This is a genomic window from Actinomadura sp. CNU-125, from assembly GCF_001942465.1.
Classification (GTDB): Bacteria; Actinomycetota; Actinomycetes; order Streptosporangiales; family Streptosporangiaceae; genus Spirillospora.
This window is the reverse complement of the sequence record NZ_MKJY01000233.1, coordinates 1-11624: the sequence shown is the minus strand read 5'-3', so window position 1 is coordinate 11624 and position 11624 is coordinate 1. Positions and strand designations below refer to the sequence as shown.

Sequence of the window (11624 nt, the reverse complement as noted above, 5' to 3'; positions counted from 1 at the left end):
GGTCTCGGCCTCGGAGGGGCCGTCGAGCGTGCGGCGCCGCCATGGCCGCGTGCGGTGATCGAATCCCGGACCGCCTAGAAACCGCAGGCCGGACGCGGGCCAACTAAGATCGGCGCATGAGCGACGCGGCGGATCCGCTCGGCGACCCGGAGATGCGCGCCTGGATGGCCTTCCTGTCGGCCGCCGGGCACCTCATGGACCACGAGGTCGAGCGGCAGCTGAAGCGCGACGGCGGGCTCTCGCATCCCGAGTTCGAGGTCCTCGTCCGGCTGGACCGGGCCGACGGCGGACGACTGCGCATGTCCGACCTCGCCCGCCAGGTGATGATCTCCAAGAGCCGGCTGACCTACCAGGTCACGCAGCTGGAACGGGCCGGGCTGGTGCGGCGCACCGGCTGCGAGACCGACCGCCGCTCGGTGTGGGCGGAGCTCACCGGCGCGGGCGCGGCCGCGCTCGAACGCGTCCGTCCGGGGCATCGGCGCGTCGTCCGGGAGTCCCTGATCGACGTGCTGTCCGGCGAGGAGATCGAGTTGCTCGGGGACGCGCTCGGCCGCGTCGCCGACCGCCTGCGGAGCCGGTAGCGTGCGCGACTTCGGCGGGATCGTCGAGCGCTCCCCGGTACGGACCGTCCGGCCCGGGTCGCCGCCGAGGTCGCCGCCGCGCTCCGGGAGGCCGCCGCGGACGGCCTGGACGCCGTTCCGCGCGGCCTCGGGCACGTCCACGTTCGGCAGTCGCTCACCGACGGCGTCTCGCTCGACATGCGCGGCCTGGCCGGGGTCCGCGCGGTCGCCGCCGGTCCGGACGCGCACGCGGTCGTCGCCGCCGGGACGACCTGGCGCGAGGTCCTCGACGCGACGCTGCCGCACGGCCTCGCCCCGCCCGTCCTGACCGACCACCTCGACGTCACCGTCGGCGGGACGCTGTCGGCGGGCGGCGTCGGCGGCACCTCGCACCGGCACGGGCTGCAGGCCGCGAACGTCTCGTCGCTCGAAGTCGTCCGGTCCGGCGGCGGGCCGGTGGAATGCTCCCCGGCCGTCCGGCCGGAACTGTTCGACGCGGTCCGGGCGGGCCTCGGTCGGCACGGCGTCATCACCCGGGCGACGCTGCGGCTCGTGCCCGTCCCCGAGCGGGTGCTGTCCTGCACGATCCCGTGCCGCGACGCCGCCGACCTGCTGCGCGTCCAGCGCGAGACGCGGGCCGAGCACGTCTCCGGGCAGGCCCGGCCCGCGGAGGACGGCGGGTGGCGGTACGAGGCCAAGGCGGTACTGCACGACGGCGCGCCGCCGCCCGGGACCGTCGAGGCCGAGGAACTCCCCTACCTCGACTTCGCCGACCGCCTCCGCCCCGACGTGACCGAACTCGTCGCGCTCGGCGAATGGGCGCGCCCCCACCCGTGGGGCATGGTGTTCCTGCCCGGCGACCGCGCCGCCGCCGTCATCGAGACCGAACTGGCGGCCACCGACCCGGCCGGGATCGGCCGCAGCGGCGTCGTCCTGATCAAGGCGCTGCGCACCGGACGAGTGCCCGGCCTCGCCGTCCCGCCCGATCCCGTCCTGCTCGGCATGCTGCGGACGGCCTCGCCCGGCTGCGCGCCCGCCGCCGCGATGCTCGCCGCCAACCGCGCGCTGCTCGCCCGCGCCCGCGCCGCCGGGGGCACCCGCTATCCCGTCGACTCGGTGGACGACGGGACGTGACGGCTCACGACCGCAGGTAGCGCAGCACGGCCAGCACGCGGCGGCTGTACCCGGCGGTGTTCGACAGGTCGAGCTTGTCGAAGATCGCGTTGACGTGCTTCTCCACGGCGCTCTGCGAGATGTGCAGGTGCGCGGCGATCGACCCGTTGGTATGGCCCTGCGCCATGTGGTCGAGGACGTCCCGTTCGCGTGGCGTCAACCGGCCCAGCGGATCGGCGTGCGTGCTGTGCGCCACCAGCCGCCGCACCACGTCGGGGTCGAACGCGGCGCCGCCCGCCGCGATCCGGTCGAGGGCGTCGAGGAACTCGTCGACCTGCGCGACCCGGTCCTTGAGCAGGTAGCCGACCCCGCCCGTGTCCGCGCCGATCAGCTCGGCGGCGTACCGCTTCTCCACGTACTGGGACAGCACGAGCACGCCGACGCCCGGCCACCGGCGGCGGATCTCCAGCGCGGCGCGCAATCCCTCGTCGGTGTGCGTGGGCGGCATCCGGACGTCCACGACGACGACGTCGGGCGGCGCCGCGGCCACTTCGGCGAGCAGCGCGTCGCCGTCGCCGACCGCCGCGGCCACCTCGTGTCCCTCCTCGGACAGCAGCCGCACCAGGCCCTCGCGCAGCAGCGTGGAATCCTCGGCGAGCATCACCCGCACGGCAACTCCGCGGTGATCACGGTGGGGCCGCCGGGCGGGCTGTGCACGGCGAACGTCCCGTCCAGTGCCGCGACCCGGCGGGCCAGCCCGGCCAGCCCGCCGCCGTCCGGGTCGGCTCCCCCGGCCCCGTCGTCCTCGACGCGCACGCCGATCCCCCCGTTCAGTTCCGCGACGCCGACGCGGACGCGTCCGGCGCCGGAGTGCTTGGCGGCGTTGGTGACGGCCTCGCAGACGACGAAGTACGCGGCGGTCTCGACCATGTGCGGGGGTCGCCCCGGGTAGGCGTAGTCCATCGTCACCGGGACCGCGGACCGCTCCGCGACCGTCTCCAGCGCCGTCCGCAGGCCCTCGCCGTCGAGCGCCGCCGGGAACACCCGCCACGACACCTCGCGCAGCTCCTCCAGGGCGTGCCGCGACTCCTCGTGCGCCTGCCGCAGCAGTTCGGCGGCGCGCTCGGGGTCGCCGCCGCCCGCGCGGCGGGCCCGGCCGATCAGCATGCCGAGCGCGACGAGCCGCTGCTGCACGCCGTCGTGCAGGTCGCGTTCGATGCGGCGGCGCTCGTCGTCGACCGCGTCCACCACCTGCGCCCGGGTCTCCCGCAGTTCGGCGATGCGGCGCCGGTAGGCGTCCAGCGGGCTCGGCCCGAGCCGGCGGCGCGCGGCCGTCCGCTCCAACGCGACGACCCCCGCCAACCCCTGGACGGCGATGAACAGCAGCAGCGCGCCCGCGAGGAACGTGTAGACGACGATCCAGAGGTGCGGCGGGATCCCGTCCATGTATTCGCCGGTGATCCACCAGCTCACCGCCAGGCCGACGCCGAGGTACGCGCCGTAGCCGATCAGCAGCAGGATCGCCCCGCCGAGCAGCCCGATCGGTGCGCGCACCGCCAGGTAGGCGAGCGCGCGGCCGGGGTCTTCGGGTGCGGCGCTCTCCTCGGCGAAGAAGGCCGCGAGCCTGCGCCGCTCCAGTTCCGTGAGTCCGCGGGCCGCGGCGCCGACGGCGGCAGGCGGCGGGCGGCGTCCCAGCGCGAGCAGGACGGGAATGGCCGTGGCCAGCAGGAAGACGAGCTCCAGGACGGCGCTCAGGGCGCCGAGCGCGAGCCCCGCGGACGCCCGCGCCGCCGTCCGGACGGGGCCGCTCCCGGCCGTCCCGCCCCGATCGGTTTCAGCACGGTCGGTCCGGTGGTGACCGGTCTCGTCGTGATCGTCGGCGCGGCCGGTGGCGCCGTCAGAAGGCGCTGCGATCACGCTCGGGGTCTCCCACGCCGGCGCGGTGCGCCCCACCGTTCCCGTTGCCGTCCTTGCGCGACTTGACGATGCGGAAGGCGATGAACACCAGGACCGCCACGCCCACCACCGCGAGGACGCCCTTGGAGTAGACGCCGACGTACTCCTCGACCTTGTGCCACTGGTCGCCGAGCCCGTAACCGGCCATGACGAAGATCGTGTTCCAGAGGGCGCTGCCGAGGGTGGTGTAGAGCATGAACTTGCTAAGCGGCATCCGCTCCACCCCGGCCGGGATGGAGATCAGGCTGCGGAAGATCGGGATCATCCGGCCGAAGAAGACCGCCTTGGCGCCGTGCTTGGCGAACCACGCCTCGGTGCGGTCGAGGTCCTCGATCTTGACGAGCGGGAGCCGGGCGACGAGCCTGCGGATGCGGTCGCGTCCGATGATCGCGCCGATGCCGTAGAGGGCGAGCGCGCCGACGACGGAACCGACGGTCGTCCAGATCAGGGCGGCGATGAGGTTCATCTTGCCCTGCGAGGCGGTGAACCCCGCGAGCGGGAGGATGATCTCGCTCGGCAGCGGCGGGAACAGGTTCTCCAGGGCGATCGCGAGCCCCGCGCCCGGCGCGCCCAGCTGCTCCATCAGGTCGGTGGCCCAGCCCGCGATGCCGCCCACCGGCTCGCCCTCGGTCGCCGCCAAAAACGTCATTGTGATCATGCCTCGCCACACTAGAGATCCGCCGGTACCGCCACCATGGAGCGCACCGCCGACCTTACCGGCCGCGCGCCACAACCCCGGCCCTGCGGAAAACCGCACCGTCGCCGCCCGCCGCGCACCGGCCGGACGGTGACGGGAACGGCGATGATCGGTGAAAGGCCCGCACGGCCGGGCACTTCAGCCTAATGTGGATTTCCCCGCCGCACGGGCTTTTCACCCCGTCGCACCGATCAGCGAGGAGCCGCACGCGTGGCCGACGACCTCCCGGAGAACGCGCCCCCCGGCATCGACCCCGCCACCCCGACGTTCGCCCGGGTGTACGACTACTTCCTCGGCGGCAAGGACAACTTCGCCGCCGACCGGGAGGTCGCGGACATGGTGATGCGGCTCGTCCCGGAGGCGCCCGTCGTCGCGCGGGGCAACCGGGTCGCGATCGAGCGGGCGGTGGCCTACCTCGCCGGCGAACTCGGCATCGACCAGTTCGTCGACATCGGGTCGGGGCTGCCCACGTCGTCCAACGTGCACCAGTTCGCCAAGAAGGCCGTCCCCGGCGCCCGTGTCGTGTACGTCGACAACGACCCGATCGTGCTCGCCCACGGCCGCGCGCTGCTCACCGAGACCGGCGTCGCCACGTTCATCCAGGGCGACCTGTACGAGCCAGAGAAGATCTTCGCGGATCCGGCGCTGACCGCGCTGATCGATCTCGACCGTCCGGTCGGCGTCATCCTCGCCGCGATCCTCCACCACGTGCCCGACGAGCGGGACCCGGCCGGCGTCGTCCGCGCGCTGCACCGGCGCCTTCCGGCGGGCAGCCACATCGTCCTGACGCACCTGCACGACTCGGGCGACGACCCGCGCGTCGAGGAGGCGAAGAAGATCCTGCAGTCGGGGCTCGGCGGTTCCTATTTCCGTCATTCCTCCGAGGTCGAGCGGATGATGGAGGGGCTGACGATCCTGGAGCCGGGCGTCGAACCGGTGTCGGCGTGGCGTCCGAACGGGCCGGCGGGGCCGCTGGAGCATCCGCTGCACAGGCAGATGGTCGCGGTGCTCGGCCGCAAGGACTGAGGAACGCCCGGCACCCCGGACCCCGGCCCGCCCGGCCGGGGTTTCGGTCACGGGATCTCTAATTTTCGGACCCGCCTTGTCAGAGATCCGGACAAAGGATCTTTCTGATCGACTTTTCGGTCAGGAAGCCTTCTTGTACCGTTCGCAGGGTTTTGTGAAGCGAATTCATGATCCAAAGGAACCCCCGCGATGCCCCTGGCGACAGGTCTGGCCGCCGTGCTCACCGGCCTGCTCATTCTGCTGGCCGTGAGACGGCGCCGCTTCCGGCGTCCGCCCGCCCCGGCGCCCGGGCACCCCGAGTCGCTGACGGCCGTGCTCGAAGCGGGCGAGGAGGAGTACCTCGCCTGGCTCGCCGACCACCACTGGCCGGGCGACGAGTACCTGGAACTCGAACGCGACTGGCGTGCCGAACTGGGCCTCGACGGCCCCGGCGACGTCCGTCCGGACGGACCGCCCGAGGCGCACGAGTCGCCACTGTGCCCCCGCTGCGCGCTCCGCCGCGAGGACGTGTGGCCGTGCCCGGCGTGCGGACGGCTGCTGCACTCGTCCTGCGGTCACGGCATGCGGCGCAGGCGCGTCGCCCACCCCTACCGCACGCGCGGCGGCGGTTTCGAGTCGGTGATCGCGGAATGGATCTGCACGGGCTGCACCTCGGTCGTCGGATTGGACGTCGATCACGGCGACGAGCCCGATCGCCGCTGATGCCCGGACCACCGAACCTTTACACGCCCGTAACGTAAAGACTTCCCCATCTACTTGCATATTTCGGTCGTCCGGCGGCAGGGTGAAGTATGTCCTTAATCACAGGGACGCCATGGAGGAACCCGTGACCGCCGAACCGATCCCGACCTGCCCGCACGACCCGTCCTGCCCGGCGTCGGACGCCCACGACCGGGAGGCCGCGCGCACCGTCGCGCACCACCCCGAGCAGGGCTGGAGCCTGCTGTGCAACGGCACCGTCGTCTTCGACGACACCGGAGAGCTGCTGCCCGACGGCCGCGTCGTCGCCCCGCACCGTCCGGTCACCCTCGCGTGACGGCCGCGACCGTCACCTGATCACGTGACGGTCGTAACCGAGCCGGACCAGTTCCTCGTACGCCGCCCACGCCGCCGCGGGGACGGGCATCGGCACCTGGAACCCGCGGTCGGCGTAGACGACCATCCGCTGCAGGTCGCCCACCATCAGCTCGACGAACCGCCGCTCGTCGTCTTCGTACGCGTCGAACCCCACCTCGGGCGCGGCGACCGTCCACTCCACCTCCGCCCACTGGCGCCGGGCCGTCGCGAGCGACCGCCGCGTCATGTAGGGCTTGGCGACCAGGATCCCGCTGCGCACCGCGATGCCCCGCACGTCCAGCAGGCGGCGCGTCGCCGTGATGTTCTCGCCCGTGTTGGCCGCGGTCTCCTCCAGCACCAGCGCCCGCTCCGGGACGCCGTGCTCGCGCGCCACCCGCGCGAACACCCGCGCCTCCGGCTCCGCCCAGCCCGACGTGATCTTGCCGCGGCCGCCCGAGACGACGAGCAGCGGCGCCCGTCCCTCATGCCAGAGCCGGGCGGCATGGACCGCCACCCGCGTGTCGTGACACCCCAGCGCGAGGATCACGTCAGCCTGGGAGAGAGGGTCGGCCAGCACCAGATGATCCCAGAGGATCCGGGCCAGCTCGCGCGCCCGCTCGTCCACGGGGCTGTGAGAGTCCATGCGCCCATTGTCCCCGGCGGTCAGCATGTCGGACTCCCATCCGAACGGTCGTCCCGGTAGCGTTCAAATGTTTCGCTACTTACGCAAGGATCATGTGTAACCCGACCGCGAAAGGACGGGGTGGTGTGATCACAGTGCTGGTCCTCATCGCGCTGGTCGCCGTGCTCTGCCTGTGCGTGTCCAACCTGCTCCGCCCCTTTCCCCCCGCGCGCGCCCGCGGAGCCGTCGAGCGGGCCGCCCGGCGTCCATCCGGAGTCGATGACCGCCGAACTCGACCCCGAGGACGAGGAGTACCTCGCCTGCCTCGCCGACACCCTGTGGCCCGACGACGAGTACCTCGAACCCGAGCACAGCAGCGACGGCGAAGAGGAATCCGGCGGCAGCGGCATGCGCCGCTGATCCACCGCCCGGACGTCCGAGGCGGTCCGGGTCAGAGAACTCCGGCTGACCCCCGACCACCTCGCGAAGGTGGAGGGGAGATGGAGCGGGTGCGCGCCGAGCGGGAACGGGAGCGCGAGGAGGAGAAGGCCCGCAAGGAGTTCGAACGGGAGAAGGCGCGCCTGCTCAAGGAACGGTCGCACGTGGAGCAGGTCAACCAGCGCCGCGAGTTCTTCTACGCCACGCCCGCCGAGGTGCGCACGGCCTTGGAACGCGTCGCGGGCAGCCACCTCGTGGAGTACACCGAGACGCCGGAGGCACTGGAGTTCCGTGCGAGCGGCCGGAAGGACGGGACGTAGCCGCTCAGAGTTTGCGGCCCACGCCGCCGTAGGCGTCGACGTCGTCGGCGGGGTGTTCGGGACGCCAGCGCGTGATCGGGACGACGCCGGGCCGCAGGATCTCCAGGCCCTCGAAGAACCGGGCGATGCGCTCGGGGGTGCGCAGGACGAGCGGGGAGTCTCCGGACTCGTTCCAGACCTCCACGATCCGGTCGGAAGCCGCGCCGTGCACGACGTTCGTGCCGTCGTACATGGCGAGGTAGCTGCCGGGGGCGAGGGCGTCCATGAGCCGCCGGACGATCGCGTACGCCTCGTCGTCGTCGGTGATGAATTCGAGGATGCCCATCAGCGTCAGCGCGACGGGCTCCCCGAAGTCGAGCGTCTCGGCGGCGGCCTCGATGATGGGGTCGGGGTCGCGCAGGTCGGCGTGGACGTAGGCGGTGCGCCCCTCGGGGGCGCTGGTGAGCAGCGCCTTCGCGTGGGCGAGCACCATCGGGTCGTTGTCGACGTAGACGATGCGCGACTCGGGCGCGGCGCGCTGCGCCACCTCGTGGGTGTTGTCGACGGTGGGCAGGCCGGCGCCGACGTCGATGAACTGGCGGATGCCGGCCTCGGCGGTGAGGAACCACACGACGCGGTTGAGGTACAGCCGGGACGCGCGGGCGAGCCGCGCGACGTCCGGGAGGATGCGCAGGATCCGGTCGCCGACCTCCCGGTCCACGGGGAAGTTGTCCTTGCCGCCGAGCCAGTAGTTCCAGATGCGCGCCACCTGCGGGACGGTCGTGTCCACGCCGGGCGCCGGTGCCTGGTCACCGTTCATAGCCTCCCCCTCGACCCGCCGTGATCGAGGTCTTCCCGGCGGCGGCGCCCCCCATGCCGGTTCCGGCCGGGGGACGCCGTGCGAGGGCGCGTCAGTCGTCGTCGGGGCCGTCGTCGTCGCCGCGGTCGTCGTCATCGTCGTCGTCCCGGTCGTCGGCCTGGTTCTGCAGGACCTTCCCGGAGGCGGCGTCCACGGTGACCTCGCGCTCGGTGCCGTCTCGCCGGTGACCTCGACCTCCCAGGCGGGCGTCCCCCCGGCCCGGAAGTCGACGGACGTGACGGTACCGGACGCCGCCCGCAGTGCGGCGGTCGCGGCGTCGGCCGCGGTCGTCTTCGCGCCGCCCAGCGCCTTCGCCTCGGCGGCCGCCTCGCGGCGGTCGTCGGCGTCGTCATCGTCGTCCCGGTCGGCCCGATTCTGGACGACCTCGCCCGAACCGGTGTCGACGATCACGGTGCGGACGCCGCCGGACGTGACGACGTCGATCTCCCAGCCGCCGTCGTCGAGGTCGATGTCCTCGACGCCCCGGGGGCCGCCTTCAGCGCGGCCTGCGCCGCCTTCACCGCCGTGACCCGGGTGCCCGCCGGGACGTTCTCGTCCCCGCCGTCCGGGCCCGCGGCCGCGGCCGCCGTGGCGGCTCCCCCACCGGCGACGGCCGCCGCGGCGAGCGCCGTGACCAGCAGCCTGCGGCCGCTGAGGATGCGGCGCGCGTCGATGCTCATGTGGTTCCACCTCCGTGTCGGTGTGTCGTGGCCGGTCGGCCCTTGTGTCGTCGACGATGCAGGACGTTCCTGTAGCGGGCCTGAAGCAACCTGAAGCGCTCTTCAGGATGGGTTTGGCAGGCTGTGCGTCATGCGCCTGCTCATCGTGGAGGACGAGAAACGCCTGGCCACGTCCCTCGCCCGCGGACTGACCGCCGAAGGGTTCGTGGTGGACGTCGTCCACGACGGCGCCGAAGGGTACGAACGGGCGTCCGGGGGCGGCTACGACCTGATCGTCCTCGACATCATGCTGCCCGGGATGAACGGCTACCGGGTGTGCGCGGCGCTGCGCGCGGCGGGCGACGAGACGCCGATCCTGATGCTGACCGCGAAGGACGGCGAGTACGACGAGGCCGAGGGCCTCGACACGGGCGCCGACGACTACCTGACGAAACCGTTCTCGTACGTGGTGCTGGTGGCCCGCGTCCGCGCGCTGCTGCGGCGCCGCACGCGCGGGGCGGCCCCGTCGATCGTCCTGGGCGACCTCACCGTGGACCCGGCCGCCCGGCGGGTGTTCCGCGCCGGCGAGGAGGTCGAGCTGACGGCCAAGGAGTTCGCGGTGCTGGAGCATCTGGCGGTGAACGCGGGCCGCGTCGTGTCGAAGGCGCAGATCATCGAGGCCGTGTGGGACTTCGCCTACGACGGCGACCCCAACATCGTCGAGGTGTACATCAGCGCGCTCCGCCGCAAGGTGGACGTGCCGTTCGGCCGCAGGTCGATCGCGACGGTACGGGGCGCCGGGTACCGGCTGGCGCGGGACGGGGGCGCCTGAGATGTCCGTGCGGCGCTGGTTCGGCTCGGTCGGCCGGGGACGACGCTGGGCGCGACGGCCGTCGTCGCCGCCGCGCTGATCGTCGCGGGGCTCGCCGTCGTGCTGCTGCTGCGCGCGGAACTGGGCGGGCAGACGGATCTGCGGTCGGAGGTCGCGGCGCGGGAGGTGGCGTCGCAGCTGGCGACCGGCACCGCGTTCGGGGAGCTCGATCTGCCGGACGACGAGGAGCATCCGGTACAGGTCGTGGACGGGACGGGCCGGGTGCGCGCGGCGAGCGAGGACCTGACGGCCGTCACCGGGACGCCGCCCGCCGGAGACGCGTCCGTCCCGGCGCCGGGACGCGACGACGGGGACGACGACCCCGGGGACGACGAATCCGACGACGACGCGCCCGGCCGCGGGCAGGTGTCCGGCGACGATCCGTCGCTGGGCACCGGCACCGCGACCGTCGACGGCCGGACGGACGACTACCGGTTCGCGGCGGTCGAGGTGACGACGCCCGGGGGCGAGACCGTCACGGTGTACGCGGGCACCGAGCTGGACGCGGCCCGCAGCGCCGTCGGGACGGTGATCCGCTCGATGCTCGTGGGGCTGCCGCTGCTGCTGGCCGTGGTGGCGGGTGTGACGTGGCTGGTCACGCGGCGGGCGCTGTTCCCGGTGGAGGCGGTCCGCGCGGAACTGGCGGAGATCACCGTGGCGGGCGACCTGTCGCGCCGGGTCCCGGTGCCGGAGGCGCGGGACGAGGTGGGCCGGCTCGCCGTCACGACGAACGCGACGCTCGCCGCGCTGGAGGACTCGGTGGCGAAGCAGCGCGCGTTCGTCGCGGACGCGTCGCACGAGCTGCGCAGCCCGATCGCTTCGCTGCGCACCCAACTGGAGGTGGCGGTCGCGCACCCCGAACTGCTGGACGTCGAGGGCACCGTGGACGACGTCGTCCGGCTGCAGCATCTGGCCGCCGATCTGCTGCTCCTCGCCCGGATCGACGCGGGCGAGCGCCCGCCGGCGCGTCCCGTCCGGCTCGCGGAGCTGGTGCGGGACGAACTCGACCGGCGGGCCGCGGGCGACCGCGTCCCGGTGCGGGCGTCCGTCGAGGGCGATCCCCGGGTGACGGGCGTGCCGGGACGGCTGTCGCGGGTGCTGGGCAACCTGCTCGACAACGCCGAGCGGCACGCGGACCGGGTCGTCCGCGTCACCGCCCGGCGGGAGGGACGGGACGCCGTGGTGCGGGTCGCCGACGACGGGCCGGGCGTCCCGGCCGCCGACCGGGAACGCGTCTTCGAGCGGTTCGTCCGGCTGGACGACGCGCGCAGCCGGGACGAGGGCGGTGCGGGGCTCGGCCTCGCCATCGCCCGCGACCTGGTGGCGGCGCACGGCGGCACGCTGACGGTACGGGACGCGCCGGAGGGCGGCGCCCTCTTCGAGGTGCGCCTGCCGGTTACTTGAGGAGCTGGCGGGCCATGACCATCCGCTGGATCTGGTTGGTCCCCTCGTAGATCTGCGTGATCTT

At 73.3% G+C, this 11624-nt stretch carries 15 protein-coding genes and 1 pseudogene; 10 read left to right on the top strand and 6 right to left on the bottom strand.

Features of this window, described 5'->3' with window-relative positions; translation table 11 throughout:
* Window positions 1–116 precede the first annotated feature (116 nt).
* The 3 genes and pseudogenes from BJF79_RS25610 (at window position 117) to BJF79_RS25605 (ending at window position 1694) form a co-directional block, all read left to right on the top strand.
* A complete protein-coding gene (locus BJF79_RS25610) occupies window positions 117–581 on the top strand; it encodes a MarR family winged helix-turn-helix transcriptional regulator (RefSeq protein ID WP_075901128.1) in 465 nt (154 codons plus the stop codon).
* A gap of 72 nt (window positions 582–653) precedes the next feature.
* Window positions 654–1016 (top strand): annotated as a pseudogene (locus BJF79_RS61600) (FAD-binding protein); the annotation flags it as partial.
* Window positions 1017–1694: a hypothetical protein gene (locus BJF79_RS25605; RefSeq protein WP_262402588.1), complete on the top strand. Its 678-nt coding sequence runs from the start codon at window positions 1017–1019 to the stop codon at window positions 1692–1694.
* 4 nt (window positions 1695–1698) lie between these two features.
* Here the strand turns inward: BJF79_RS25605 and BJF79_RS25600 are convergent, their stop codons facing one another.
* The 3 genes from BJF79_RS25600 to BJF79_RS25590 are packed head-to-tail and all read right to left on the bottom strand — an operon-like array spanning window position 1699 to window position 4287.
* A complete protein-coding gene (locus BJF79_RS25600; RefSeq protein WP_075901124.1) occupies window positions 1699–2343 on the bottom strand; it encodes a response regulator in 645 nt (214 codons plus the stop codon).
* On the bottom strand, window positions 2334–3590 hold the full coding sequence (locus tag BJF79_RS25595; RefSeq protein WP_262402573.1) for a sensor histidine kinase: 1257 nt from the start codon (window positions 3588–3590) through the stop codon (window positions 2334–2336). Before BJF79_RS25595 ends, BJF79_RS25600 begins: the two co-directional genes overlap by 10 nt.
* Entirely contained in the window at window positions 3571–4287 is a 717-nt protein-coding gene (locus BJF79_RS25590) for a DedA family protein (RefSeq protein WP_083733885.1), read from the bottom strand. Before BJF79_RS25590 ends, BJF79_RS25595 begins: the two co-directional genes overlap by 20 nt.
* A 249-nt stretch (window positions 4288–4536) precedes the next feature.
* Between BJF79_RS25590 and BJF79_RS25585 the strand changes: the two genes are divergently transcribed.
* The 3 genes from BJF79_RS25585 to BJF79_RS25575 all read left to right on the top strand — a co-directional run bounded on the left by BJF79_RS25585 (window position 4537) and on the right by BJF79_RS25575 (window position 6388).
* A complete protein-coding gene (locus BJF79_RS25585) occupies window positions 4537–5352 on the top strand; it encodes an SAM-dependent methyltransferase (RefSeq protein ID WP_075901122.1) in 816 nt (271 codons plus the stop codon).
* A 189-nt stretch (window positions 5353–5541) separates the two neighbouring features.
* Entirely contained in the window at window positions 5542–6054 is a 513-nt protein-coding gene (locus tag BJF79_RS25580; RefSeq protein WP_075901120.1) for a hypothetical protein, read from the top strand.
* Between the two features lie 124 nt (window positions 6055–6178).
* A complete protein-coding gene (locus BJF79_RS25575; protein ID WP_262402572.1) occupies window positions 6179–6388 on the top strand; it encodes a DUF5999 family protein in 210 nt (69 codons plus the stop codon).
* A 12-nt stretch (window positions 6389–6400) separates the two neighbouring features.
* Here the strand turns inward: BJF79_RS25575 and BJF79_RS25570 are convergent, their stop codons facing one another.
* Window positions 6401–7051 carry a YdcF family protein gene (locus BJF79_RS25570; protein WP_075901186.1) on the bottom strand — a complete coding sequence of 217 codons (651 nt, stop codon included), beginning with the start codon at window positions 7049–7051 and terminating at the stop codon, window positions 6401–6403.
* Between the two features lie 258 nt (window positions 7052–7309).
* On the opposite strand from BJF79_RS25570, the gene BJF79_RS55850 reads away from it, so the two are divergent.
* Both BJF79_RS55850 and BJF79_RS25565 read left to right on the top strand, forming a co-directional pair.
* Window positions 7310–7450, top strand: a complete 141-nt coding sequence (locus tag BJF79_RS55850) for a hypothetical protein (protein ID WP_158079290.1) — start codon at window positions 7310–7312, stop codon at window positions 7448–7450.
* A gap of 80 nt (window positions 7451–7530) precedes the next feature.
* Complete coding sequence (locus BJF79_RS25565) at window positions 7531–7788, top strand: hypothetical protein (RefSeq protein WP_075901116.1); 258 nt, start codon at window positions 7531–7533, stop codon at window positions 7786–7788.
* A gap of 4 nt (window positions 7789–7792) precedes the next feature.
* On the opposite strand, the gene BJF79_RS65795 is transcribed toward BJF79_RS25565, so the two are convergent.
* Together BJF79_RS65795 and BJF79_RS25555 are read right to left on the bottom strand one after the other, a co-directional pair.
* The gene (locus BJF79_RS65795; protein ID WP_316043432.1) at window positions 7793–9037 is read right to left on the bottom strand and encodes an SAM-dependent methyltransferase; all 1245 of its coding nucleotides are present in this window, start codon (window positions 9035–9037) and stop codon (window positions 7793–7795) included.
* Window positions 9034–9306 (bottom strand): hypothetical protein, encoded by a 273-nt coding sequence (locus tag BJF79_RS25555; protein WP_075901114.1) that lies wholly within the window; start codon window positions 9304–9306, stop codon window positions 9034–9036. Before BJF79_RS25555 ends, BJF79_RS65795 begins: the two co-directional genes overlap by 4 nt.
* A gap of 130 nt (window positions 9307–9436) precedes the next feature.
* Between BJF79_RS25555 and BJF79_RS25550 the strand changes: the two genes are divergently transcribed.
* Both BJF79_RS25550 and BJF79_RS25545 read left to right on the top strand, forming a co-directional pair.
* Window positions 9437–10117: a response regulator transcription factor gene (locus BJF79_RS25550; RefSeq protein ID WP_075901112.1), complete on the top strand. Its 681-nt coding sequence runs from the start codon at window positions 9437–9439 to the stop codon at window positions 10115–10117.
* Window positions 10118–10216: 99 nt separating this feature from the next.
* Complete coding sequence (locus tag BJF79_RS25545) at window positions 10217–11560, top strand: sensor histidine kinase (RefSeq protein WP_262402571.1); 1344 nt, start codon at window positions 10217–10219, stop codon at window positions 11558–11560.
* The last annotated feature ends 64 nt before the right edge of the window (window positions 11561–11624 follow it).